This is a genomic window from Mesorhizobium sp. M0051, assembly GCF_040323235.1.
In the GTDB taxonomy this organism is placed as follows: Bacteria; Pseudomonadota; Alphaproteobacteria; order Rhizobiales; family Rhizobiaceae; genus Mesorhizobium.
On sequence record NZ_JAMYUT010000013.1, the window covers coordinates 50,441 to 74,849 of the forward strand.

General features: G+C 62.7%; 24 protein-coding genes. 13 read left to right on the plus strand and 11 right to left on the minus strand.

All coding sequences use genetic code 11. The annotated features are described in order from the left end of the window. Window positions 1–47: 47 nt before the first annotated feature. The 3 genes from NKJ90_RS15515 to NKJ90_RS15525 form a co-directional block, all read right to left on the minus strand. Entirely contained in the window at window positions 48–803 is a 756-nt protein-coding gene (locus NKJ90_RS15515; RefSeq protein WP_023756997.1) for an N-acetylmuramoyl-L-alanine amidase, read from the minus strand. Beyond that, on the minus strand, window positions 800–1,519 hold the full coding sequence (locus NKJ90_RS15520; protein WP_023756996.1) for a J domain-containing protein: 720 nt from the start codon (window positions 1,517–1,519) through the stop codon (window positions 800–802). The genes NKJ90_RS15515 and NKJ90_RS15520 overlap by 4 nt, the downstream gene beginning before the upstream one ends. A gap of 174 nt (window positions 1,520–1,693) precedes the next feature. Continuing rightward, window positions 1,694–1,939: a hypothetical protein gene (locus NKJ90_RS15525; RefSeq protein ID WP_084025055.1), complete on the minus strand. Its 246-nt coding sequence runs from the start codon at window positions 1,937–1,939 to the stop codon at window positions 1,694–1,696. Between the two features lie 193 nt (window positions 1,940–2,132). Between NKJ90_RS15525 and NKJ90_RS15530 the strand changes: the two genes are divergently transcribed. The 3 genes from NKJ90_RS15530 to NKJ90_RS15540 all read left to right on the plus strand — a co-directional run bounded on the left by NKJ90_RS15530 (window position 2,133) and on the right by NKJ90_RS15540 (window position 7,977). Next, window positions 2,133–5,963, plus strand: coding sequence for a hydantoinase B/oxoprolinase family protein (locus NKJ90_RS15530; protein WP_023756994.1), 3,831 nt, complete (start codon window positions 2,133–2,135; stop codon window positions 5,961–5,963). Window positions 5,964–6,046: 83 nt separating this feature from the next. Next, window positions 6,047–7,294: a BtaA family protein gene (locus tag NKJ90_RS15535; RefSeq protein ID WP_023756993.1), complete on the plus strand. Its 1,248-nt coding sequence runs from the start codon at window positions 6,047–6,049 to the stop codon at window positions 7,292–7,294. Continuing rightward, complete coding sequence (locus NKJ90_RS15540) at window positions 7,291–7,977, plus strand: class I SAM-dependent methyltransferase (protein ID WP_023756992.1); 687 nt, start codon at window positions 7,291–7,293, stop codon at window positions 7,975–7,977. Before NKJ90_RS15535 ends, NKJ90_RS15540 begins: the two co-directional genes overlap by 4 nt. Here the strand turns inward: NKJ90_RS15540 and NKJ90_RS15545 are convergent. Further along, complete coding sequence (locus NKJ90_RS15545; protein WP_023756991.1) at window positions 7,974–9,353, minus strand: serine hydrolase domain-containing protein; 1,380 nt, start codon at window positions 9,351–9,353, stop codon at window positions 7,974–7,976. The two genes, NKJ90_RS15540 and NKJ90_RS15545, sit on opposite strands and share 4 nt — an antisense overlap. Before the next feature lie 231 nt (window positions 9,354–9,584). Here NKJ90_RS15545 and NKJ90_RS15550 point away from each other — a divergent pair, with 231 nt between their 5' ends. Both NKJ90_RS15550 and NKJ90_RS15555 read left to right on the plus strand, forming a co-directional pair. Further along, on the plus strand, window positions 9,585–10,385 hold the full coding sequence (locus NKJ90_RS15550; RefSeq protein ID WP_023756990.1) for a glycoside hydrolase family 25 protein: 801 nt from the start codon (window positions 9,585–9,587) through the stop codon (window positions 10,383–10,385). Between the two features lie 298 nt (window positions 10,386–10,683). Continuing rightward, entirely contained in the window at window positions 10,684–11,862 is a 1,179-nt protein-coding gene (locus tag NKJ90_RS15555) for a lytic murein transglycosylase (protein WP_023756989.1), read from the plus strand. 95 nt (window positions 11,863–11,957) lie between these two features. Here NKJ90_RS15555 and NKJ90_RS15560 read toward each other — a convergent pair whose 3' ends face one another. Then, window positions 11,958–13,178 carry an alanine racemase gene (locus NKJ90_RS15560; RefSeq protein WP_352486312.1) on the minus strand — a complete coding sequence of 407 codons (1,221 nt, stop codon included), beginning with the start codon at window positions 13,176–13,178 and terminating at the stop codon, window positions 11,958–11,960. 210 nt (window positions 13,179–13,388) lie between these two features. On the opposite strand from NKJ90_RS15560, the gene NKJ90_RS15565 reads away from it, so the two are divergent. Then, entirely contained in the window at window positions 13,389–14,306 is a 918-nt protein-coding gene (locus tag NKJ90_RS15565) for a DMT family transporter (protein ID WP_023756987.1), read from the plus strand. 439 nt (window positions 14,307–14,745) lie between these two features. On the opposite strand, the gene metF is transcribed toward NKJ90_RS15565, so the two are convergent. Together metF and NKJ90_RS15575 are read right to left on the minus strand one after the other, a co-directional pair. Beyond that, window positions 14,746–15,663, minus strand: a complete 918-nt coding sequence (gene metF, locus NKJ90_RS15570; RefSeq protein WP_023756986.1) for a methylenetetrahydrofolate reductase [NAD(P)H] — start codon at window positions 15,661–15,663, stop codon at window positions 14,746–14,748. Next, entirely contained in the window at window positions 15,663–16,670 is a 1,008-nt protein-coding gene (locus NKJ90_RS15575) for an ArsR/SmtB family transcription factor (protein WP_023756985.1), read from the minus strand. The genes metF and NKJ90_RS15575 overlap by 1 nt, the downstream gene beginning before the upstream one ends. Before the next feature lie 176 nt (window positions 16,671–16,846). Between NKJ90_RS15575 and tsaA the strand changes: the two genes are divergently transcribed. The 4 genes from tsaA (at window position 16,847) to NKJ90_RS15595 (ending at window position 19,793) form a co-directional block, all read left to right on the plus strand. After that, window positions 16,847–17,386, plus strand: a complete 540-nt coding sequence (gene tsaA, locus NKJ90_RS15580) for a tRNA (N6-threonylcarbamoyladenosine(37)-N6)-methyltransferase TrmO (protein ID WP_023756984.1) — start codon at window positions 16,847–16,849, stop codon at window positions 17,384–17,386. Then, the gene (locus NKJ90_RS15585) at window positions 17,383–17,697 is read left to right on the plus strand and encodes a DUF2293 domain-containing protein (RefSeq protein ID WP_023756983.1); all 315 of its coding nucleotides are present in this window, start codon (window positions 17,383–17,385) and stop codon (window positions 17,695–17,697) included. The genes tsaA and NKJ90_RS15585 overlap by 4 nt, the downstream gene beginning before the upstream one ends. A 173-nt stretch (window positions 17,698–17,870) precedes the next feature. Further along, window positions 17,871–18,824, plus strand: a complete 954-nt coding sequence (locus NKJ90_RS15590; RefSeq protein WP_023756982.1) for a D-amino acid aminotransferase — start codon at window positions 17,871–17,873, stop codon at window positions 18,822–18,824. 129 nt (window positions 18,825–18,953) lie between these two features. Then, complete coding sequence (locus NKJ90_RS15595) at window positions 18,954–19,793, plus strand: SDR family oxidoreductase (protein WP_352486313.1); 840 nt, start codon at window positions 18,954–18,956, stop codon at window positions 19,791–19,793. Between the two features lie 47 nt (window positions 19,794–19,840). Here the strand turns inward: NKJ90_RS15595 and NKJ90_RS15600 are convergent, their stop codons facing one another. Further along, complete coding sequence (locus tag NKJ90_RS15600; protein ID WP_023756980.1) at window positions 19,841–20,458, minus strand: MOSC domain-containing protein; 618 nt, start codon at window positions 20,456–20,458, stop codon at window positions 19,841–19,843. 4 nt (window positions 20,459–20,462) lie between these two features. After that, entirely contained in the window at window positions 20,463–21,032 is a 570-nt protein-coding gene (locus NKJ90_RS15605) for a TetR/AcrR family transcriptional regulator (protein WP_245266379.1), read from the minus strand. 195 nt (window positions 21,033–21,227) lie between these two features. Between NKJ90_RS15605 and NKJ90_RS15610 the strand changes: the two genes are divergently transcribed. The 3 genes from NKJ90_RS15610 (at window position 21,228) to NKJ90_RS15620 (ending at window position 22,758) form a co-directional block, all read left to right on the plus strand. Beyond that, window positions 21,228–21,650 (plus strand): tautomerase family protein, encoded by a 423-nt coding sequence (locus NKJ90_RS15610; protein ID WP_023756978.1) that lies wholly within the window; start codon window positions 21,228–21,230, stop codon window positions 21,648–21,650. A 19-nt stretch (window positions 21,651–21,669) separates the two neighbouring features. After that, window positions 21,670–22,068 carry a VOC family protein gene (locus NKJ90_RS15615; RefSeq protein WP_023756977.1) on the plus strand — a complete coding sequence of 133 codons (399 nt, stop codon included), beginning with the start codon at window positions 21,670–21,672 and terminating at the stop codon, window positions 22,066–22,068. A gap of 114 nt (window positions 22,069–22,182) precedes the next feature. Continuing rightward, entirely contained in the window at window positions 22,183–22,758 is a 576-nt protein-coding gene (locus NKJ90_RS15620) for a methyltransferase family protein (RefSeq protein ID WP_023756976.1), read from the plus strand. A gap of 4 nt (window positions 22,759–22,762) precedes the next feature. Here the strand turns inward: NKJ90_RS15620 and NKJ90_RS15625 are convergent, their stop codons facing one another. Beyond that, window positions 22,763–23,884 carry a beta-ketoacyl-ACP synthase III gene (locus NKJ90_RS15625; protein ID WP_023756975.1) on the minus strand — a complete coding sequence of 374 codons (1,122 nt, stop codon included), beginning with the start codon at window positions 23,882–23,884 and terminating at the stop codon, window positions 22,763–22,765. Window positions 23,885–23,985: 101 nt separating this feature from the next. Continuing rightward, window positions 23,986–24,321 carry a hypothetical protein gene (locus NKJ90_RS15630; protein ID WP_050589465.1) on the minus strand — a complete coding sequence of 112 codons (336 nt, stop codon included), beginning with the start codon at window positions 24,319–24,321 and terminating at the stop codon, window positions 23,986–23,988. Window positions 24,322–24,409 lie beyond the last annotated feature (88 nt).

Here is a 24,409-nt window from a genome sequence, read left to right on the forward strand (position 1 = left end):
GTAATTTAAAGATTGGAAGGGGTTGCTTGGAAGAGGCTACCCTCAGGTCAGCGTCTCACGGAGGCAAGCAGCTTTTGCAGTGTCCGCAGTGTCGAGCCATCGGCAATGCCGTCCACTCTGCGCGGCCGGAAATGCCTCTGAAACGCCTCGACGACGAACTCCGTCTGTCGGTCGAAAATGCTCGTTATTTCGACGCCATAGCCGTAGAGCGCCAGCATCGACTGCAACGCCTCGACGTCACCGCCGGCATCGCCGAGCCTGAGCACGGCTCCTCGCCGGATCGGTGCGGCTGCCACGAGATGGCCGACACCGGCCTCGAACAGCGTCTTCCAGGGGAACTTCTCGCCCGGATCGATTTTGCGTCCCGGCGCCACATCGGAATGTGCGAGCACCCGCTCGGCGGCAATCGAATGCCGCCCGGCGATCCCCCTGCACAGCCCGATCACCGCATCGATCTGCCGCTTGGGAAAACCGGGATAGCCCAGCGTATGTCCTGGATTGACGATCTCGATGCCGACGGAACAGGAATTGATGTCGGCGCGTCCGAACCACGAACTCTTGCCGGCGTGCCAAGCGCGGTCGCTTTCCCTGACCATTTGCACGATGTGGCCATTCTCATGGACGAGATAGTGCGACGACACCTCGCTGGCCGGATCGCACAGCAACGCCTCGGCCCCAATGCCAGTCGCCATGCCGGTGTAGTGCAACACGATCATGTCAGGCTTGAGTGTCTCGCGCCGCGGACCGAAATTCGGCGATACCCTGACCTCGGCACGTGGCTCGTCGGGCAGGAAACCGCTCATGCGTGGCGCAGACCCCGCTCGATCATCTCATAGGCGGCATTGATCGCCGCCACCCTGGTCGTTGCGATCTTGATGAATTCCTGCGGCAGGCCGCGCGCAATCAGCCGGTCCGGATGATTGTCGGAAACCAGCTTTCGATAGCGTTTCCTGACCTCTTCGAACGGCTTACCGCGCTCGATACCGAGCACGACATAGGGATCCCCGGCGCCCAGATTGACGTGCCGCGCCATGATGCTTTCGTAATGTGCCTCGTCGATGCGGAAAATCTCGGCGATGCGGTGCAGGAAGAGGCCTTCGCGCTCATGCACCAGCCCGTCGGCCTTGGCGATGTAAAACAAGCCCTCGAGTATGTCTTCCAGCATCGCGCAGTTGGAATGCCCCGAGCCGCACATCTGCGCCATCCGCTCGGCATAGATTTCGAAACCGGCCACGTCGCGTTGGGCGAGATCGAACAGCCGCGCCACATTGCGCGTCTCCTTTGGCGGCACGTCGAAAATCTGCTGGAAGGCGCGCACCTCGTCCTGGGTGACGATGCCATCGGCCTTGGCCATCTTGGCCGACAATGCGATCATCGCCACCGAGAACGCGACACGCCGGCGCAGATCCGCATCGCCCGAAAAAACCGTGCGCACGGCCTCGACGACGTCGGCAACACCCGACGAGGTTGAAGATGAAACGCGGGTGATGAACTCGCCGAGGCGATCCCAAATGGACATAGCCTGCTTCTTAGTGCCACCGCCCCTTGCTATCAAGCCGGGACAGTGCCGCAGGCTCCGCACGACAATCGGCCCGACTTTGGCGCGGGATGTGGCCGCGGCGGTCGGATTAAACGAGAAAGGCCGATACCACAGGCCTTTCTCGTCCTTCACGCAAAAGTACCGCGTTCCCGACTACTGCGCGGGCGCAGGAGCTGGTTTTGCCGGAGCCGGCTCGGCAGGCTTCTCGGGTGTGATGCTCTTCGTAGTCGAGTTGTCGGTAGCCGGAGGCGTCGCGGCCGGCGGCGTAGCCGGCTTCATCGGCTGTTCGGCCGGCGGTGGGGTGCTCTGGGTGGTGGTATTATCCGTACCGTTGTCACTGCAGGCGGCAACGCCAAGCAAGGCCAAAGCGGAAACGGACGCAAGAATGAGCTTTTTCATATTATCTCTCCTTCGATATACGCTCACGTTGCCGTGAACGGTCGAAAGGAAATGCGTCAGATAGCCATGAGTTTCGTAACGTTGCGTTTCCGCATGTAACATCGTCTGGTTCATTTGCGATTGCCGGTCGAACGATGGCGAACTAACAGAATGTGCTGAACCACAGATCGAACAGAAAAGTGCCAGGGCTGTCATGACCGAAAAATGGGATTTCTGGATCGACCGCGGCGGCACATTCACCGACGTCATCGGCAAGGATCCGGAGGGCGGGCTGCATCCCCGCAAGCTTCTCTCCGAAAATCCCGAGGCCTATGCCGATGCCGCCATCCAGGGCATTCGCGGCCTTCTCGGTCTATCCTCCGACGATGCCATCCCGCCCGGCCTGATCGGCGACGTCAAGATGGGCACCACGGTCGCCACCAATGCGCTGCTGGAGCGCAAGGGCGACCGCGTTCTTTTGCTCATTACCAAGGGTTTTCGCGATGCGCTGAAGATCGCCTATCAGGCGCGCCCGGACATCTTCGCCAAGGAGATCATCCTTCCCGAACAGCTCTACGAGCGCGTCATCGAGATCAACGAGCGCGTACGCGCTGATGGCCGTGTCGAACAATTGCTCGACATCGCCGCCTGCCGGCCGGCGATCGAACAGGCCAGGGCCGATGGCATCGATGCCGTGGCTATCGCCTTCATGCATGCGTGGAAATATCCCGACCACGAGAAGGCGGTGGCAAAAGTCTGCCGCAAACTTGGTTTCAGCCAGGTTTCGGTCAGCCACGAGGTCTCACCGCTGATCAAGCTGGTCGGCCGTGGCGACACCACTGTGGTCGACGCCTATCTGTCGCCCATCCTGTCGAGGTATGTGCAGAGGGTGGCGGGAGAGTTGGGCGTCCTCTCCCCCCTCGAGGGGGGTGAGTGGCGGTCGACCGAAGGTCGAGAAAAAGCCAACGATTTGGCTTTTTCAGCAACGAACGCCCGAAGCCATAGCGAAGGGCAGTCGGCAAAGCGGCCAGAGGGGGTCCTATCAGAAGGCACCGCCGATGCGTCGAACCCAGTCGAGCCGACCCCACCCGGCGGCTTTGCCGCCACCCTCCCCTCGAGGGGGAGGGAATCCCCTCGCCTGATGTTCATGATGTCCTCCGGCGGGCTGACCGCTGCCGACATGTTCCAGGGAAAGGACGCGCTGCTGTCGGGCCCAGCCGGCGGCGTCGTCGGCATGGTCGAGACGGCCAGGCTCGCCGGTTTCGGCAAAGTCATCGGCTTCGACATGGGCGGCACCTCCACCGATGTCGCCCATTATGACGGCGAGTATGAGCGTGCCTTCGACACCGAGGTCGCTGGCGTGCGCATCCGCGCGCCGATGATGCGCATCCACACCGTCGCCGCCGGTGGCGGCTCGATCCTGCATTACGAGGCCGGCCGCTTCCGTGCCGGACCCGACTCGGCTGGCGCCAATCCCGGCCCGGCCGCCTACCGGCGCGGCGGGCCGCTCGCCGTCACCGACGCCAATGTCATGCTGGGCAAGCTGCAGCCCGATTTCTTTCCCGCCATTTTCGGCCCCGGCCAGGACCAGCCGCTCGATGTCGAGACGGTGCGGGCAAAATTCGCCATGCTGGCAGCCGAAATTGGCGACGGCCGCACGCCCGAGGCTGTCGCCGAAGGCTTCGTCACCATCGCTGTTGAGAACATGGCGAACGCCATCAAGAAGATCTCAGTTCAGCGCGGCTACGACGTCACTGAATATCTCTTGAACTGCTTCGGTGGCGCCGGCGGCCAGCACGCTTGCCTGGTCGCTGACGCGCTCGGCATGGAGGCGGTATTGATCCATCCCTTCTCCGGCCTGCTGTCGGCCTACGGCATTGGCCTGTCTTCGGTTTTTGCCTCGCGCCAGCAGGCGTTGCTGAAGCCGCTTGCCGAAGAGTCCAGAACGGAGATCGGCAACCTTATTACCACCTTGAAAAAAGCCGTCATCGCCGAACTCGCGGCACAAGGCATCGCCGAGGACGCGGTTGCCGCGAAGCCGGTGCTGCACATCCGTTACGACGGCACCGACACGACATTGCCGGTGAATTTTGAGGAAGACTCGATTTTCCAGGCCAAGCGCGATTTCGAAATCGCCCACAAAGCACAGTTCGGTTTCGTCTATGACGACAAGCCGATGATCGTCGAGACCGTCGGCGTCGAAGGCATCGACACCGGCGGCAACGGCCGCGACGAAACTGAATCGCAAACCGAAGACCTCGCCGTAAGCCCTTCGCAAACCCGCGAAATCTTCACCGAGGGAGAGTGGCGTGCTTCAGGCATCTTCCGCCGCGAGGCGCTGAGGCCGGGAAACACGGTTGCGGGTCCTGCCTTGATCATCGAGCCGAACCAGACGATCGTGATCGAGCCGGGCTGGCAGGCCGAAATCACCGCCAGGAACCATGTGCTCCTGCGCCGCGTCGAGAAAAAGCGCCGGCAGGCAGCACTCGGTACCGAGGCCGACCCGGTCATGCTGGAGGTCTTCAACAATCTGTTCATGTCGATTGCCGAACAGATGGGCGTGACGCTGCAGAACACCGCCTATTCGGTCAACATCAAGGAAAGGCTGGATTTCTCCTGCGCCGTCTTCGACCGCACCGGCGCGCTGGTTGCCAACGCCCCGCATATGCCGGTGCATCTGGGCTCGATGGACCGTTCGGTCGAAACCATCATCCGGTTGAACTCCGGCGACATCCACCCCGGCGACGTCTTTGCCCTGAACGCCCCCTACAATGGCGGCACGCATTTGCCCGACATCACGGTGGTGACGCCGGTGTTCGACGACGCCCAACACGAAATCCTCTTCTGGGCCGCCTCGCGTGGCCACCATGCGGATATTGGCGGCACGGCACCCGGTTCGATGACGCCGCTTGCCACCACCGTCGACGAGGAAGGCGTACTGTTCGACAATTTCCGCATCGTCGATCGCGGCCACTTCCGCGAAAAGGAGCTGGAAACGCTTCTGACCGACCACCGCTATCCGGCGCGCAATCCGCACCAGAACATCGCTGACCTCAAGGCGCAGATCGCCGCCAACGAGAAGGGCGTCGCGGAACTGCGCAAGATGGTCACGCATTTCGGCCTCGATGTCGTCGAGGCCTATATGGGTCATGTCCAGGACAACGCCGCCGAAAGCGTGCGCCGCGTGCTGGAACGGCTGCCAGATAGTTCTGAGTACGAATATCCGACCGACACAGGCCAGGTCATCAAGGTGAAGATCACGGTCGATCGGCAAAGGCGCGAGGCGACCGTCGACTTCACCGGCACGTCGCCGGTGATGAAGAACAATTTCAACGCGCCCGAGCCGGTCGCCCGTGCGGCCGTGCTCTATGCCTTCCGCGTCATGGTCGAGGATATGATCCCGATGAATGCCGGGTGCCTGCGGCCAATCAACATCATCATTCCCGACGGCTCGATGCTGAAACCCGCCTACCCCGCCGCTGTCGTCGCCGGCAATGTCGAGACCTCGCAGCACGTCACCAACGCGCTGTTCGGCGCCATGGGCGCCATGGCCAACGCGCAAGGCACGATGAACAACCTGACCTTCGGCAACAAGACGTACCAATATTACGAGACGATCTGTTCCGGCTCGCCGGCCGGCCAGATGAACTCCGGCCGCGGCTTTGCCGGCACCTCCGGGGTTCACACCCACATGACCAATTCGCGCCTCACCGACCCGGAAGTGCTGGAACTGCGCTTTCCCGTTCTGCTCGAGGATTTCCACATTCGGGAAGGTTCCGGCGGCAAGGGCAAATGGAGCGCGGGCGACGGCACCAAGCGCACCATCCGCTTCCTCGAAAAGATGGAATGCGCGATCCTGTCCTCGCACCGCAACCGCCCGCCGCAAGGCCTGGACGGCGGCGGCGATGGCGAGGTCGGCTCGACCAAGATCCGCCGCAAGGACGGAACCATTGAAGTCCTCAAGGCCTGCGACCAGACCGTGCTTCAGCCGGGCGAAGCCGTCATTCTGACGACGCCGACGCCGGGCGGATTCGGCAAGCCATAAGCAGGCATCAACAGGCTGTCACCGGCCTGTCATCACCCTGGGTTACCCGCTTGCGGCAAAGCAAATGGGGAAATCATCTTGCCATGACGGACGTCTCCGCAGATCTGGTCTTTCGCCGCGGCAAGGAAGTGGGAAAGGCCGTCTACCAGAACCGCCCCCTGTCGAAGGCAGGCATTTCGGAGCGGCTGTTCGCCTTCCTGTTTTCCGGCCTCGTCTATCCGCAGATTTGGGAAGACCCCGACGTCGACATGGAGGCGATGCAGCTTGGCCGGGGTCACCGCGTCGTCACCATCGCCTCGGGCGGCTGCAACATTCTGGCCTACCTTACCCGCTCGCCGGCACGGGTCGACGCCGTAGACCTCAATGCCGCCCACGTCGCGCTGAACCGCATGAAGCTGGAGGCGGTGCGCCACCTGCCTTCGCAAGGCGACCTGTTCCGCTTCTTCGGCGCCGCCGACACCAGCCACAATTCGGAAGCCTACGACCGTTTCATCGCGCCCTATCTCGACCCGGTCAGCCGTCACTACTGGGAGCGCCGCAACTGGCGCGGCATCAGGCGCATCGCCGTCTTCGATCGCAATTTTTACCGGACCGGCCTGCTTGGCCTGTTCATCGCCATGGGCCATCGCACGGCAAAGTTCTTCGGCGTCGACCCCGCCGGCATCATGCAGGCTTGCAACCCAGGCGAGCAGCGTCGCTTCTTCCAAGAGGAGTTGGCGCCGGTCTTCGACAAGAAGCTTTTGAAATGGGCGACGTCACGCAAGGCCTCGCTGTTCGGCCTCGGCATTCCGCCGGCGCAGTACGATTCGCTGATCACCTCGGGCGACGGCACCATGGCCAGCGTGCTGAAGGCCCGGCTGGAAAAGCTCGCTTGCGATTTTCCGCTGCAGAACAACTACTTCGCCTGGCAGGCCTTCGCCCGGCGCTATCCAAACCCCGGCGAGGCCGCCCTGCCCGCCTATTTGGAAAGGCAGAACTACGAGACCATCCGCGGCAATGTCGACCGCGTCACCATCCACCATGCCAATCTGATCGAATTCCTCACCGGCAAGGATGCCGGCGCGGTCGACCGCTTCGTCCTGCTCGATGCACAGGATTGGATGACCGATGAACAGCTCAACGCGCTGTGGGCGGAAATCACCCGCACCGCATCGGCCGGCGCCCGCGTCATCTTCCGCACCGCCGCCGAGCCCAGCCTGCTGCCCGGCCGGGTCTCCAGTTCGCTGCTCGACCAGTGGGCCTATCAGGATGAAGCATCGCTCGAATTCTCGACTCGCGACCGCTCCGCCATCTATGGCGGCTTCCACCTCTATGTGAAGCGTGCAGCGTGAGCACGACCGAACTGCCGGCCAGCCCAGAATTCAAGGCAAACCATGCCGAATTGATGGACGGCGTCTACCGCTGGCAGCGCCACATCTACGACCTGACCCGCAAATATTACCTGCTCGGCCGCGACCGGCTGATAGCGGAGCTTGATGTGCCCGCCGGCGGCAACGTGCTTGAGCTCGGCTGCGGCACCGGCCGCAACATTATCCTCGCCGCTCGCAGATACCCGGAAGCGCGCTTCTTCGGCCTCGACATCTCAGCCGAAATGCTGGAGACGGCCGGCGCCGCGATGACGCGCGAGGGTCTGTCCGGCCGCGTCGTGCTGGCAAGGGGCGACGCCACGGATTTCGATGCCGAGGCACTCTTCGGTGTCGAACGCTTCGATCGAATCTTCGTGTCCTACTCGCTGTCGATGATCCCCGATTGGGAAAAAACGGTGCCGACAGCGCTTGCCGCACTGTCACCGAACGGTTCGCTGCACGTCGTCGATTTCGGCCAGCAGGAAGGTCTGCCGCGCTGGTTTCGCGCGCTGCTGCGCGGCTGGCTCAGAAAGTTCCATGTCGCGCCGCGTGAATCGCTGCGCGAGGTTCTGGAATCGGAATCTCGGCGAACCGGCGCAAGCTTCCGCTTTCGCACGCTTTATCGCGGCTATGCCTGGCTGGCCGTGATCGGGCAGCCAAAGGGCTAATGCAGCGCCTTCACCAGCGCGCCCACCATCGTCTGCGGTCGGTAGCCGAGTTTGGCCGGGGTCAGGCCCAGCCGCACCACCACCAACTGCTCAGAGGGGATGATGGCGACCGTCTGCCCGTCATGGCCCTCCATCCAGTAGGTGTCCTTTGGCAGGCCTGCGGCGACGCCCGCGCCCGGGTTTTCCTCATCGCCCGGAGCCTCGATCCACAGCTGGCCCTTGCCGTAGACTTTCGATGCGGCTGCCGGCTCCCGCATCCAGTCGACGAAGCCGGCCGGCAGGATTTGGTTGCCGTTCCACACCCCGCTTTGCAGCAGGAACTGACCGAAGCGCGCCCAGTCATGCGCGGTTGCGTAGAGATAGGACGAGCCGACGAAGGTGCCCTGCTCGTCCGTCTCCAGCACCGCGCTGTGCATGCCGAGCGGTTCGAACAGCGCCGTGCGCGGCCACGTCAGCGCCTTGGCCTTGTCGCCGATCGCGTCCTGCCAAAGGCGCGACAGCATCACCGCCGTGCCGCTCGAATAGGAAAATATCTTGCCGACCTCGGCCGCCAGCGGCTTTGATTCGGCAAAGCCCGCCATGTCGGGCTCCAGATAGAGCATGCGCGTGACGTCGGCGACGTCGCCATAATCCTCATTGAACTCCAGCCCGCTTGACATCGCCATCATGTCGGCAAGGCTGATGGCATTGCGGCCGTCCGCCTTCCACGGCCCGAACAGTCCCTTGTCGGTGAAGGTCATCTTGCCGTCCTTGAACAACGTGCCGACGATGGCGGCATTCACCGTCTTGGTCATCGACCAGCCGAGCAACGGCGTCTTTGCCGAAAAACCTGCACCATAGCGCTCGGCGACGACACGACCGTTCTTGACCACCACCACCGCGCGCAACCCAGGACCGGTCAGTGCCGCATCGTCCAGCAACTTGGCAATCAGCGGGTCCGGTGATGCCTCGATCCGCTCACCTTCCGGCCACAGCGCATTCTGGCTGACCTCCGGGGACGCCGCATGAATTGCCGTCCGCCGCACCTTGCCGACATCGCCGTCGGGGACCGAAGCGCAACCCAGCCCGTCACGGGCGACGGCGACGCTCTTGCCGAGGAAACCAAATAAGCCCGCGGAGACCGTTCCCCTGTTCTTGTCCACCGAGATCCGCATCAACCGGAGCAACGGATGCCCAGGCGCCTGCACGTCGACGGCCAGCACCTCATTGGCATTGCGTCCGGCGATAAAGACGTTCGAACAGACGATCTTGGCCGAGTAGCCCGAGCCGACGCGGATCAATTCCGGCGGCGCGATATAAAGCCAGGCAAAAAGCGCGGCGATTGCCAGCACGATCAGGCCAAGTAGCCATTTGACGATCTTGACGACGATCCGCATTTGTTTTCTTTCCTCCCAGGTCTCGCCGGACGCTGGTGTCATCGATTTGCCGCCATTGCTTTCGCAAATCATGGGGCTTGTCGAGCGTCGTCAACGGATTATCAACCATGATCGGCGATCAAAGGATAGGTTGGAGCGATGCTGTGGGGCGATCGCTCGGAGAGGCCAGTCGAGGGGGCCACCCACAACAAAACCCATCAGCGACCGGCTGAATCCGGCTCGGGAGTTGCGATGCGCCGTCTTGCGGTCCTTTTCGTGCTGACACTGCTTGGCGCCTGTTCGACCGTTGACGACCTCTCGCCGCTGTCGCCGTCCGTGTCGAACAGCCAGGCGGTCGCCGTGCGCGCGCCGCGCTTTGCCGATTCCAAGCCGCATGAATGGGAAAGCGGCGCGCCGTGGAGCTACGCTGTCCACGGCACCGATGTCTCCAAATACCAGACCTCGGTCGACTGGCCAGCGGCCAGGGCCAGCGGCATCTCCTTCGCCTTCATCAAGGCGACCGAGGGCGGCGACCGTTTCGACGACTATTTCAACGAGCATTGGGCGCGCACCAAGGCCAACGGGATTCCGCGCGCGGCGTATCATTTTTACTATTTCTGCACCCCGGCTGCCGTGCAGGCGCGCTGGTTCATCCGCAACGTCCCTGTCGATCGCTCGGCAATGCCACCGGTCCTCGACATGGAATGGAACCCGCAATCGCCGACCTGCAGGCTGCGTCCCGACGCGGTCACCGTGCGCGCGGAGATGACCACCTTCCTCGAAATTGTCGAACGGCACTACGGCAAGAAGCCGATCATCTACACCTCGGTCGACTTCTTCGACGACAACGAACTGGCGAGCTTCGGCGGGTATCCCTACTGGCTGCGCTCCGTCGCCGGCCATCCGCGCGAGAAGTATGGCAGCCACCCTTTCACCTTCTGGCAATACACCGGAACCGGCATCGTTCCGGGCATGACCGGCAAGTCCGACATCAACGTCTTCAACGGCAGCGAAGCCGCCTGGAACAAGTGGCTGCGGCAGAACACCCGCTGACATCGTGACAACGGCGGCGAAGCCTCGGGAATAAGCGCTGCGGCAGAACACCCGTTGGCATCGTGACAACGGCGGCGAAGCCTCGGGAATAAGCGCTGCGGCAGAACAACCGTTGACACCGGGGCAACAGCGGCGAAGCCTTGGGAACAAGGGCTGCGGCAGAACAACCGTTGACATCGGTGCTGTCGCCTGCTTTTCGACACAGGCAGCGGTAAAGAGTGCAACCGCAGGCAATTCAGGGCGTTGGGCTTCCCGGCGAAGCGCGACAAATGCCCCGGTTCGTTTCGAGAGGAAACCGATGCGACTGCGTTCTCAAGCCCTCGCGGCGCTGTTCCTGTGCGCCTTGGCCGTGCCGGCGATGGCGCAGGAATGCGGCGGCGACTTCGAAGCCTGGAAGCAGGGCGTGGCAGCGGAAGCCAAGGCGGCTGGCGTCGGCCCAGTCGGTCTCGACGCGCTGGAGGCCGCAGCCATCGATGAGAAGGTCCTCGCACGTGACCGCGCCCAAGGCGTCTTCACCCAGACCTTCATCGAATTCTCCGACCGCATGATCTCGGCCTACCGGCTGAAGCAAGGTGCGGCGAACCTGACGAAATACGCCGATGTCTTCGCCCGCGCCGATCGGCAGTTCGGCGTCCAGGCGCCGATCATCGCCGCGTTCTGGGCGCTGGAAACCGATTTCGGCGCCGTACAGGGCGAATTCCACACGTTGAGCGCCCTGGTGACGCTTTCCCATGATTGCCGCCGCCCGCAACTGTTCCGGCCTCAGTTGATGCCGCTTCTGCAATTGATCGATCGCGGCGTGGTGCCGGCCGACGTCAAGGGTGCATGGGCCGGCGAGATCGGCCAGACGCAGATCCTGCCGTCCGATTATCTGGTGCGCGGCGTCGATGGCGATGGCGATGGCAAGGTCGACCTGCGCGGCAGTGTGCCGGACGTGATCATGACCACCGCCAACAAGGTACTGTCGCGTGGCTGGAAACGCGACGAGCCCTGGATCCAGGAAGTCCGCGTGCCCGAAGACATGCCGTGGGACCAGACCGGTCGCACCAACAAGCTGCCCCTATCGCAATGGGCACAATGGGGCATCACCAACCCCGACGGCACGCCGCTGATCGACAACGGCCTCAAGGCCGGCTTGGCGCTGCCTATGGGCCGCAAAGGCCCCGCCTTCCTCGCCTATGACAATTTCGACGTCTATCTCGAGTGGAACCAGTCCTTCACCTACGCTCTGACCGCGGCCAATCTCGCCGCCCGGTTGGCGGGAGCAAAACAGTTCGACCCACGCAATCCCGAGACCGGTCTCGAGAGCGAGCAAATGAAGGCTTTGCAGACAAAGCTCGAAGCAAGGGGCTACGACGTCGGCACAGTCGACGGCATCCTCGGGACCAACACCCGCGAGGCGATCCGCAAGGAACAAATGCGGCTAGGTTTGCCGGTGGATGGCTGGCCGACGCCGGAGCTATTGGCAAAGCTTTAGCGAATAGCGAATAGCGAATAGCGAATAGAAGGTAGTCCTTCCTTGCTGCTGTCTCAGCAAATCTTCCCTATTCGCTACTGGCTATTCCCTATTCGCTATCCCGCCATCGTCTCCAAGCTCGCAAACCCTTGTGGCACGTCGCCCTCGTCGAAGGGCGTCGTGACCTCGACGAAGGTGTCGGGATAAAAGCCGTTGAAGCGGGTCCTTAGCGACAGCGAATAGGCGCCGATGTGGCCGATCTCGATCCAGTCGCCGGTGTCGACGGTTTCCGGGAGCCAGAACGGCCGCGACAGGATGTCGACGGAATCGCAGGTCGCACCGCAGACCTTGAAAGGCACGATGCTCTTTTCCTCGCCATTGCGCGAACGGATCGCCGGATCGGGAATGAAACGCGCCGGCAGGGTGATCTTGCCGGTCCATGAATCCGACAGCGATGCCCAGATGCCGTCATTGATGTAGAGCCGCTTGCCCTTGCGCAGCAGCACCCGCACGATCAGCGACAGGCAGCGCGCCACGATCACGCGGCCGGGCTCGGCCACCAGCGGCATCTGGTCGAACTGGTATTCCTTCAGGTCGCCGGACAGCCGCGACATGATCTGGCCGAGCGACGGCATCTCGATCTGCTTGCGGTTGGGATCATGGCCGTATTCGGCGGGAAAACCGCCGCCGACATCGAGCCCGGCAATATCGAAGGTCAGCCGGTTGCGCACCCAGTCGGCCGACGCAAGCGCCCGCTCATAGGTGTCGGGATCCTCGATCTGGCTGCCGACATGGAAACACAGGCCGACCTTGTAGCCGGTACGGTTCAGCCGCTCGGCGAGTTCGATGGCATAGGCCGGCCCGGCCCCGAACTTCTTCGACAGTTCGTAGGCGGCATGCCCTTTGGTCTGCACCCGCACGAAAACACTGATCGAGCTCGGATCGACGTCGAGCGCCCGCACCACGCGGGTCAGTTTGGTGATCTCGTCCTCATGGTCGAGCGAAATGACGCGAATGCCGTACTTCTCCAGCGCCAGCTTGATGTCCGACTGCGCCTTGACCGGGTGCATGTAGAGCATCTCGGCATCGGCAGAGACCGCGCGCACGGCGGCGAACTCGCCTGGCGAAGCCACATCGAAAGCCTTCACGCCGGCCTCGACCAGGGTCTTCAGCACGATCTGCTCGCCATTGGTCTTGACCGCATAAGCGGTCTTGCCGGGGAACATGGCCATGAACTGTTTGGCATCGGCGATCAGCACTTGCGGGCGGAAGCAATAGACCGGGTCGTCCGGACGAAGCGCCAGTGCCGCCTCGCGGGCATTTTCGAATCGCTGCATCGACGAATCCTTGACCTAGCCTGCGCACAATTAATCCAAGCTAGCGGCTAATGAAAACAATTCTGTGTCTCGCGGCGCTGTCGCAGCGGAGCTAGGTCTTGGCGTGAAGGCTTGCCATCAATCAGGTTTCGGGTGGCCCTTGTGGCCGGATCCGATATGCGTTTCGCCTGACCGACTGGCATTCAGGCCGTCTGGGGGGAGAACGATCACATGGCGATAGCCGGGGCGACTGCATCACGCGGGCCGATGGTGCTCAAGGATTGGGGCCAGCTCCTGCTGCTCGGTGCAATCTGGGGCGGCTCGTTCTTCTTTGCCCGCATCGCGGTGGCGGAACTCCATCCACTGGTGCTGGTGCTGTTTCGTGTCGCCATCGCGGCGGTCGCGCTGCATACCTATCTCGGCCTGCGTGGCCCCTCCTTCCGACTCGCGCTTCCGCATGCCGGCCTGTTCTTCCTGCTGGCACTCACCAACAACGTCGTCCCCTTCTCGCTGATCTTCGCCGGCCAGACGGAGCTTGGCGCCGGCGTTGCCTCGGTGCTCAACGCGACGACGCCGTTCTGGACATTGATCCTGGCCAATGCGTTGACATCAGACGAAAAGCTTTCCTGGAACAAGCTCGCCGGCATTGCGCTCGGCATCGCCGGCACAGCTGTGATGATCGGCCCCGGGCTGCTTGCCGGGCTCGGCGGCCCGGTCTGGGCCAAATTCGCGCTGATCGGCGCTTCGCTGTCCTATGGCATTGCCCTGATGGTCGCCCGCCGCTTCAAGGGCGTGCCCTCGCCGGTCATCGCCACCGGGCAATTGACCGCCTCGACCATCATCATGATTCCGATCGTGCTCTTCACCTATGGTCCAGCAGGCCTGTTCTCGGCCTCACCGCCGGTGTGGGCCGCGGTGCTGGCGCTGGCGCTCTTGTCCACCGCCTTCGCCTACATCCTCTATTTCAACCTTGTTGCCTCCGCCGGCGCCACCAACGCGTCGCTGGTCACGCTCATCGTGCCGGCCAGCGCCATGCTGCTCGGCTTCCTGTTCCTCGGCGAGCGGCTCGAATTGTTCGAAGTCGGCGGCGTGGTGCTGATCGCCCTTGGCCTCGTCACCATCGACGGGCGACTGTTCGGAAGACGTTAGCCGTGCGTCCAACTGGACGCGCCGTAGCGCGAAAGTCAATTCGACTTTCGCGGGGGTAGCGCTGCCATGACACGACAGAGACACATCACCGCCATAATTTATTCACAGGTCTGAAGCCAGTTTTTGCCTAGGAGTTTCAACGCCTAACGGCAAAAGACGGGTCGCGAATCTCACAATCACGTCGCAATGCAGCATATTTTCCGCTTGCCTGTGGCACAAATGAACCTAGACTCCTGGACGTAGCTCTTTAAGAGGAGGCTATGTCATGGGACTTACGAGGCCTATCAACGCATTGATGATCTGTGCTGCGTTCGCCTTTATCGGAGCCCTCATTATGGGTTTCCTTCCCTGACCGCCAAAGCGGGGAAGACCAGCACCCAAATAGTCCAACCAATTCAAAAGGCCGGGTTTTTCCCGGCCTTTTGTTGTTGAGCCTGGCTCAGGCAGCGGCTGATCCGGCGGCCGTCGCCTCATGCGAGCGGATGCCGATCATATGGCAGATGGCAAAGACCAGATCGGCCCGGTTCATCGTATAGAAGTGGAAATCGCCGACGCCGCGCTCGACCAGATCCATGACCTGTTCGGCCGCCACCGCCGATGCCACCAGCGCATGCGTCTGCGGGTCCCGGTCGAGGCCCTCGAACCGTTCCGCCAGCCAGCCGGGCACATGCGCGCCCGCCCTCGCGGAAAAGTTCGCGACCTGCTTGAAACTGTGAACCGGCTGGATGCCCGGCACAATGGGGATGTAGATGCCGGCGCGGCGGACGCGCTCGACATAGCGCTCGTAGAGATCATTATCGAAGAAGAACTGGGTGATCGCCCGCGTCGCGCCATTGTCGACCTTGCGTTTCAGCATCTCGATGTCGGTGGCGAAATCGGGGCTTTGCGGATGCTTCTCCGGGTAAGCCGCGACGGAGATGTCGAAATCCGCGATCGACTTCAGCCCGGCGACCAGCTCCGCGCCATTCTCGTAGCCACCGGGATGCGGGCGATAGGGTTCGCCGACGCCGGAGGCCGGGTCACCGCGCAGCGCCACGAACCGGTTGATGCCGATCGACTTGTAGTCCTGGATGACCGCGTCGACCTCGTCGCGCGTTGCACCGACACAGGTCAGATGCGCCGCGGCAGGAATATCGGTTTCCGTCAGGATGCGCTTTACGGTGCGGGCGGTGCGCTCACGTGTCGAGCCGCCGGCGCCGTAGGTCACCGAGACGAATTTCGGCTTCAGCGGCTCCAGCCTTGTGACTGTGTCCCAAAGCCTGGCCTCCATGTCGTCGGTCTTCGGCGGAAAGAATTCGAAGGAAACCCTGACCTTGTCGCCGATGTCGGGGCGGCGGGAAAAGCGGAACTGGTTCATCAGGCGGTTTCCCTTATCTGCTTGCTGTCGTTGGAAGGATCGGCGATCAGCAGCCGCCGGTCGCGGCCAAGCCAGAGTTTCACGGTGAGCCTGGCCTCGTTACCGCCGCGCGGCTCGAACTCCTGGGCATCTTCCAGATCGAGCCCGGCTTCCGCAAACCAATCGATGATCTGCCGGTCGGAAAAGCCGAGCCGCACATGGGCATGCTCGTCGCGCAGGAATTCCAGCGTATGCGGCGCGAAGTCGACGATGACCAGGCGCCCGGCCGGGCGCAAAAGCCGCGCCGCCTCATGAATGGCGCGCGCGGGATCGTCGAGATAATGCAGCACCTGGTGAATGGTGACGAGATCGAACGCATCGCGCTCGACCGGCGGCGCGAAGATGTCACCCTGCCGCACCTGCGCGTTTGAAACGCCGGCCTTGTCGAGATTGGCCCGTGCCACGGTCAGCATTTCGCGCGACATGTCGATGCCGACGCCGCGCCGGTAGAGTGGCGAGAAGATTTCGAGCAGCCGCCCGGTGCCGGTGCCGAGATCGAGCATGGACTGGAACGGCCGCTTGCCGACCAGCTTCAGCATGGCGGCTTCGACGGCGCGATCCGGCACGTGCAGCGAACGGATATGGTCCCAGCTCGCCGCATTCACGGAAAAGTACTGGACCGCCCGGTCCTGCCGCTTGCGCTTGACCGAGGCCAGCCGTTCGAGGTCGCGTTCAACCTGCGGATCGGCATCGCGAATGCCGGAAACCAGCCCCATGACGAAGTCACGTGCGGAATCCGCGTCCGACAGGCGGAAGAAGGCCCATGACCCTTCCTGATAGCGGCCGATCAGCCCGGCCTCCAGCAGGAGCTTCAGGTGCCGCGAAACGCGCGGCTGCGACTGGCCGAGAATTTCGGTAAGATCGGAAACAGTGAGGTCGCCGCGCGACAACAGTGCCAGTATGCGCAAGCGGCTGGATTCGGCCGCCGCCTTCAACGTATCCACCATGGTGTCGAGCGAGACATGCATCAGCGTATTCTCTTTGAAAAGATATAAACATATGTTTATGTCGATTTTCAAAACCTTGCAAGCGCTATGTCGCTGCCGGACAAGAAAATGCCGCATGCGTGATTCTCGATGCATGTCGCCTAAAAGTATGTCGCCGTTTTGAGATAACGACATGCACCAACAAAAAGATGAGCGGAATGACCGGATCGCGTGAGATGTTCGAGGAACGCGAAGGCGAGCGTAGGCTGGAAAACGATCCGGCATCTATGCCACCGGATGGCGGTATCGTCTTCATCGGCCGCATCGCTTCGCCATGGGCGACGAGGGAAACCTGCCCGAAGAACATGCGTGCCGCGGGCGAGACCGGACAGCCCGCGGTGCTGACCATCGACGCGCCCTATCGCGAGGGCCTGCAAGGGCTGGAGCGCGCCAGCCACGTCATCATCCTGTCCTGGCTGCATCATGCGCCGCGAGACCTGATCGTGCAGAAACCGCGCCATGCGGCTGAAGCGAAAGGCGTATTTTCGCTGCGCTCCCCGGCCCGCCCTAACCCAATCGGGCTGCATGTGGCCAGGCTGGTGGGGCTCGACCAAGACACCGGCCGCATCGATCTCGACGCCATCGACGTGCTCGACGGTACGCCGGTCATCGACCTGAAACCCTATTTCGCCTCGACCGACGCTTTTGCCGAGGCAACCATTGAAGGGCGCGACGAGCCCGATCGGATCCGGCCATGACGGCGCCGACCGGCCGCCGCCGCGCCATCGCCAAGGCGCTGACGGCACTGCTGCCGCTGGCGCCCTATGCCGATATGGAGAAGATCCGCACCGACGCCGGTGCGGTCCACATGAAAACCTTGCCGCCGGGCATCGCCGTATGGCTGGCGACGATTGCCCATATCCGCCACATGCACACCGATTACGAGAAACTGCTGGCCGAAGGTTACGATCGCGACTCGGCGCGTTTCTTCGTCATCGAGCAGACCAACGTCGTGCTCACCCGCTGGCGCGCGACCCGCCTGCTCGACGCCGATGACGAGGAGGATTGAACGCAGTCATTTCCGCGCGAGCAGGGCGACGGCAGAACCGGAATGGTAGTGCAATTCCAATCCAATGTATCGTTCAGACAATCATGGAGGCCGAACAGCGCCGAGCGGTTGGCTCTATGCCTTCTGCCTAGCATCGCTAGCCTGCTGGCCTCGCCTTGCGTCAGGAGGTCCCAATGAGGGAGACGATGAACGAGATGCAACTGCCCATCGTCGGCGACCGCCATCTCGACCCACATTCTTACCCCGAGGGCGTCGCTTTCCTTGACGGCCAATACCTGCCGATGTCGCAAGCCAAGATCTCGGTGCTGGACTGGGGCTTTCTGCATTCCGACGCCACTTATGACACCGCGCATGTCTGGAAAGGTCGTTTCTTCCGGCTCGACCTGCATCTGGACCGCTTCTTCGGCGGGCTGGACAAGCTGCGCATGACGATCCCCTTCTTCCGCGAAGGCGTGACCGAAATCCTGCACAATTGTGTGGCGCTGTCCGGCCATCGCGCCGCCTATGTCGAGATGCTGTGCACGCGCGGCGCCTCGCCGACCTTCAGCCGCGACCCGCGCCAGGCGATCAACCGGTTCATGGCGTTCGCCGTGCCATTCGGTTCGGTTGCCAATGCAGAGCAGTTGCAGCGCGGCCTACGCGTCGCCATCAGCGACAAGGTGCGCATTCCGCCGGCTTCGATCGACCCGACGATCAAGAACTACCACTGGCTCGATCTGGTGCGCGGCCTCTACGATGCCTACGACCGCGGCGCCGAGACCGCGTTGATTCTCGACTTCAACGGCAATGTCGCCGAAGGCCCGGGCTTCAACGTCTTCTGCGTCAAGGATGGCAAACTGTCGACGCCTTCCATTGGCGTGCTGCCCGGCATCACAAGGCGCACCGTCTTCGATCTTTGCATCGAACAAGGTCTTGCGGCCGCCGCCACCAATGTCAGCGTTGCCGCATTACGTGACGCCGACGAGGTTTTCATCACCTCCACCGCCGGCGGCATCATGCCGGTGACGGAGGTCGACGGCGTCCGGATCGCTGACGGCACGGTCGGCGCGGTCACCAGCCGGCTGATGGGACTTTACTGGGAGAAGCACGACGACCCGGCATGGTCGAGCCCTGTGAATTATCCCTGATCGACCGGCGTCCTGTAAAAAGATTCGCCTCGGCCTCTGGAAAATCAGGCGATAGACCGTATATGCCTCAAAGCGGAGCAGCCTCCGTTTCCACCGAAATCACGCCCGCAGGGGCAAGGACTCCACACTATGACAAACAAGGTTTGGTTCATCACCGGATCGTCGAAGGGCTTTGGCCGCGTGTGGGCCGAGGCAGCGCTAGCGCGTGGCGACCGCGTTGCCGCGACCGCCCGCGATGCCGGCACGCTCGCCGATCTCGTCGAGAAGTACGGCGAAAACATTGCCGCGATGAAGCTCGACGTCACCGACAAGAAAGCCGTCGATGCCGCTGTCGCCGAGGCGCACAGGCGCTTTGGCCGGCTCGACGTCGTCATTAACAATGCAGGCTATGGCCATTTCGGCGCCATCGAAGAAGTCAGCGAGCAGGAAGCCCGAGACCAGATCGAAACCAATGTCTTCGGCGCGCTCTGGGTCACGCAGGCAGCGCTGCCGATCATGCGGGCGCAGCGGTCCGGCCACATCATCCAGATCTCGTCGATCGGCGGCGTCAACGCCTTTGCCTCGCTCGGCCTCTACCACGCCTCGAAGTGGGCGCTGGAGGCGCTCAGCCAGTCGCTGAGCATCGAGGTCGCGGAATTCGGCATCCATGTCACGCTGGTCGAACCCGGTGGTTTCTCCACCGATTGGGCCGGCCCGTCGGCAAAGGTCTCCCAACCGATCGAGGCCTATGCGCCCGCCCGCGCCAAGATGGCAGAACGCCGCGCCAATTCGGTCGCCGGCGATCCCGAGGCCACCGGGCCGGCCATGCTGGCCATTGTCGACGCCGCCGAGCCGCCGCTCAGGGTATTCTTCGGCGACGGCGGCTTGCCGATGATCAAACAGGAATATGCAAACCGCATCGCCATGATGGAAACATGGGACCACGTTTCCATCATGGCGCAAGGCGAGAAGAAGAACCGCAAGGGCTGAAGCCCAGCGCTTTTGCTACGCCGCTCCATGGGCGGCGTAGCCTACTCTCAGGCTTGATAGATCCATTGTTCCGGTACGCGTACCGATATCTCTTCGCCGGCCCGGATCGTTCCCGGCTTCTCGACCCAGGCGACGACGCCACGCAGCCGCTTTGCCGCCTTCGGGAACAACAGCGCACCGGCCTCGATATCGGCCATCTCTGCATGTTCGGCGATCGAACGGCCGGCGATTCGGCAAGGGCCGTTCTGCGCGTCGACCTTGATGGTCACGCCGCCCTTGAAGAACAGCAGCGTGCCGGGCGGCAGCATTGAGAGGTTTGGCACTCCTTCGATCACCAGGTTGGCGCCGATCCACTCCGGCTTGATCTCGGCCAGGCTCATCCGTTCCGCGACGATGGCGAGTTCATCCAATGCCACGATCGATATCTGCCGTTCGTTGCGCATTTCGGTGCCGCGCGGATACCAGGGCTCGCGCCCGCCCGAACGCCGCGTCGACCCGGCATGGAAATCGCCCGCTATGCCGTCGAAACCCAGCCGCAATTCGTCCGCCGGGCGCGTCTGGAAATGATCCGATGGTGCCGCGTAAAGTGCTGCCGCCTTGGCGACAAGCTTTCGCGCGGGGACGATTTCAACCGGCTTTTCAGCTTGGGGGAAGAGATCCAGCATGGCTTCATTCCTTGGATGATGCCGCTTGGTTTTGCCCTTCGGCTGGCAAGGCCGCAAGAGCGGTTTGGGCCAAACCGCGCAACTCTTCGACCGAAGCGCCGTCCCGAGCCTGGATCGACATGCCATTCATCACACCGGCAAGGTATTTGGCGAAGCCCTCGACCGAGAGGTTTTCCGGGAGGTCGCCCACTACCCTGCCCTTGGCCAGCCGGGCTGCAATCGCCGCTTCACTTGCCTTGCGATAGATCTTGAGTTCATCGGCGATGGCTTGCGCCTGCGGCGAGGCTGCCAACGCGCCGCTGACGAACAGACAGCCAGCAGGCTTGCCGGGCCTGGAATACGCCTCCGCCGCGCCGACCAGCAACCGCCGGATCGCTTCCCGCGTCGATACCGGCGCGCTCAGCGCTTCCAGCGCAAACCCAATCTCGGTTTCGTGGTAGCGCGTCAGTGCCTTGCGGAACAAGGTCTCCTTGTCGGTGAAGGCGTTGTAGATCTGCGGCGGCGTCAGGCCCATCGCCTCGCGCAGCATGGCCAGCGACGTCGCCTCATAGCCATGCTCCCAGAATAGATGCATCGCCGCATCCAGCGCCCGGTCGGGGTCGAATGCGCGCGGCCGTCCGCCACGGGGCTTTTCCAAATCTTCCATATCGATCGATACGAAACCTGTTGACTCGCCTTCTTCTTGTAACGTAACAATTGATACGAAACATCGCAAGCCGGACGAATATCCGCCGGAAGCTATGCAAACCAGCGAACAGGAGAGAGCCAAATGCCAATCACCGTGACCGCGCCGGAAGGCGTACTGACCCCTGCGGGAGAACGCGAGATCCTGCCGCGTCTCAGCACCGCCCTCATCGAAGCCTCGGGCGCCACCGGCAATCCGTTCTTCACCGCGATCGTCGGCGGCACGGTCCATGTCCTGCCGCTTCATCGCATCTACGCCGGCGGCGTCAATTGCCCGGTCGTGATGGTCGAGCTGAAGCTGCCCAACATCGGCCTCGGTTCGATCGAAGCTCGAAATAGCTTCATCACCGCAGCCGCCGGGATCGTCGCCGAGCTTTGCGAGCCAAACCACCGGCCCGAAGACACCTGGATCAACATCGTCAACGCACCCGACGGCGGCTGGGGGATCGGTGACAGGCAATATACGGGCGAGGCGCTTATCACTGCCGCCACCGCCGCCGCGCACTGATCCGGCAAAAAGCAAACCCATGCGGCTCTCCCCTTCCCTGTTCTTCACCACCAATTGCGAACCGGCACTGACCTTCTACGAGCAGTGCGGCCTTGGCCGGGGGACGATCCTGCTGCGCTGGGGCGACAACGATATGCCGGTGCGAACCGAAGCCATGCGTGGAAAGGTGCTGCACGCGCGGTTCGAAGGCCCAGGCGTCCTGTTCCACGCTTCGGACAATGACGATGCGGAGCCAATGAAAGGCTCCGCCTTGATGCTGGAATTCGACGACCTGACCGCGATGCGCGGGCTTTTCAACCGCATGGGTGAGGCTGGCCGGATCACCGTCCCTCTGGCGAGGCAAGTTTGGGGAACCAGGTTCGGCATGCTGGTCGACGCCTTCGGCGTGCAGTGGATGTTTAACTGTCCCAATGAATGAGGTCCGCTGCGGGTCACGATCTTCTTACCTGAATCGAACCACTCCCACACAGCGCCGCATTGCCGCCGCGCTGTGCCGGCTACATGATGCCTCCGAACCATCGCGGAGGGTCTCATGCGTCCCGGGACGGCAATCACGCTTCTTTGGCTGATCTGGGTGATGTCGTGGGCCGCTGCCGCCTTCTGGGCCGACAAAGCCTCGAAGCGTGCCGGCTTCCGGGCCGAGGCGCCTTACCGCGCGGCTCTGATGACCGGCACCATCCTGCTCTTCATTCCGGCGCATAACTATGTCGGCCGGCTTCGCCTGTGGTCTCCCAACCTTGCCGAAGCCTGGATTTGCGTCGCACTGATTGCCGTAGGCTTCGCCCTCTGCTGGTGGGCGCGCCTGCATCTCGGTCGCTTGTGGTCGGGCACCGTCACCGCCAAGGCCGGGCACCGTGTCGTCGACACTGGCCCGTACGGCCTCGTCCGCCATCCGATCTACACAGGACTGCTTTTGGCAATCCTTGCCACCATGGCGGCGAAAGGCACTGTCTGGGGTGTTGCCGGCGCCCTCCTGCTGACCATCGGCATCGTCATGAAGGCAAAGCTCGAGGAACGCTTCCTGCGCGGCGAGCTGGGCAGCGCCTATGACGACTACATCAGGCGGGTACCGATGCTGGTGCCGTTCGCACCGGTCTGGCACGAATAGCTCTCTACAGCATCCTGAGAAGCGCGCCGCCTATCGAATAGCCCGCGCCAAAGGCACAGATCAGGCCGAAATCGCCGGGTTTCATGTCGGCGTGGTTCTCCGAAAGTGCAACGATGGCGCCGGCGCCCGCCGTGTTGCCAAGCCGTTCAAGCACCATCGGCGCGCGATCGTGATCGACCTCGTGGCCGAATGACAGTTTCAGGATCATGGCATTCATCCGCGCATTGGCCTGATGCAGCCAGAAGCGCCTCACCGCCTGTGGCGTCAGGCCGTGCTCGGCGAGGAATTCCACGATGAACTTCTGCCCGGCAACGGTGACTTCCTTGAACACCCTGTTACCGACCTGCTTGATCAGATTGCCTTCCAGGTTGATCATGTAGGGGTCGTCCTGGGCGGTTCGGGTGTGGTAGCCGAGATTGGTGCGGATGTTGTTCGACATCTGCGTCCAGATGCGTGTGTCCAGCACCTCGAAACGCCCAGGCCGTTTGTCGCCCTGAGCAAGTCCCTCCACCACCATCGACACCGAGGCATCGCCGAAGATGAAATGCGTCTGCCGGTCGCGGAAATTGAGATGGCCGGTGATGATTTCCGGCGTCGTCACCAGAATGCGCTTGTGCGCGCCCGAGCGCACCAAATTCACTGCCATGTGAAGGGCCGCCGCGGCGGACGAACAGCCAAGCCCCATGTCGAATCCGGCGCCCTTGGTGCCCAGCGCCTCCTGCATTTCGACGGCGATCGCCGGATAGGGCCGCTGGTGGTGCGAGGCCGAGCAGATCACAAGGTCGATATCGGACGGGTCTAGGCCAGCATGGTCGAGAGCCTTCTTGGCCGAGGCGATACCGAACTCGGCTTCAAGCGACAACGCATCGTCGGGCCGTGCCGGAATGCGCGGCGCCATGCGGGTCGGATCGAGAATGCCCTCGCGCTCGATGACGTGACGGGTGCGCACGCCCGAAGCGTGGACGATGAAGTCACTGTCGGATTTCGGCAGCGGCGGCTCGCCGGTGCCCAGGCGGCGCGCATTCTCCATGTCGACCCAGGCATTGAAGCTGGCGACCAGTTCTTCATTGGTGATTGTGGCTTCAGGGATTTCAACGCCGATGCCGCTGATGATGACGCGATGCATATATCCAGTCCGTCCGGCGTTCCAGGCTTCATGTGGACGCCGGAATGCGCCGGCGCAACAGTTTTCTCACCGCGGCGGTTTACACCGACTTAAACCAATCCTCACCAAGCGCACATCTTGGTGTTGGTCTGCGGGTTGTTCCAGCAGGCACCATCGTCGCGGCTGCGCACGAACTGCCCCGGCAGCGGCACATTGCGGTGGCCGAGATTGACATAACCATAGGCTAAGCCCGGCTCGTCGATCTCCAGAACATAGGTCGGATAGCCCGGCGCCGAGATGCGGAAACTGCCGGCGCCGTCAATCGAGCGATAGCTGCAGGCGAAATAACCGTCATCGCTGGTGAAGCAGCGCGCCCGCTTGGCCTCCGCCGAGATCGAGAACGCCAGAAGTGCCGCCGCGCACACGCCACCGCCGAAAAGCATCTTTTTCAGTGTCATTATCCACCCCTGCCACGCGGGCATTGTCATCCCATCGGAATGAATTGCGCATGGCGGCGAAACGGGGTCAAGCGGCGACAACAGGCGT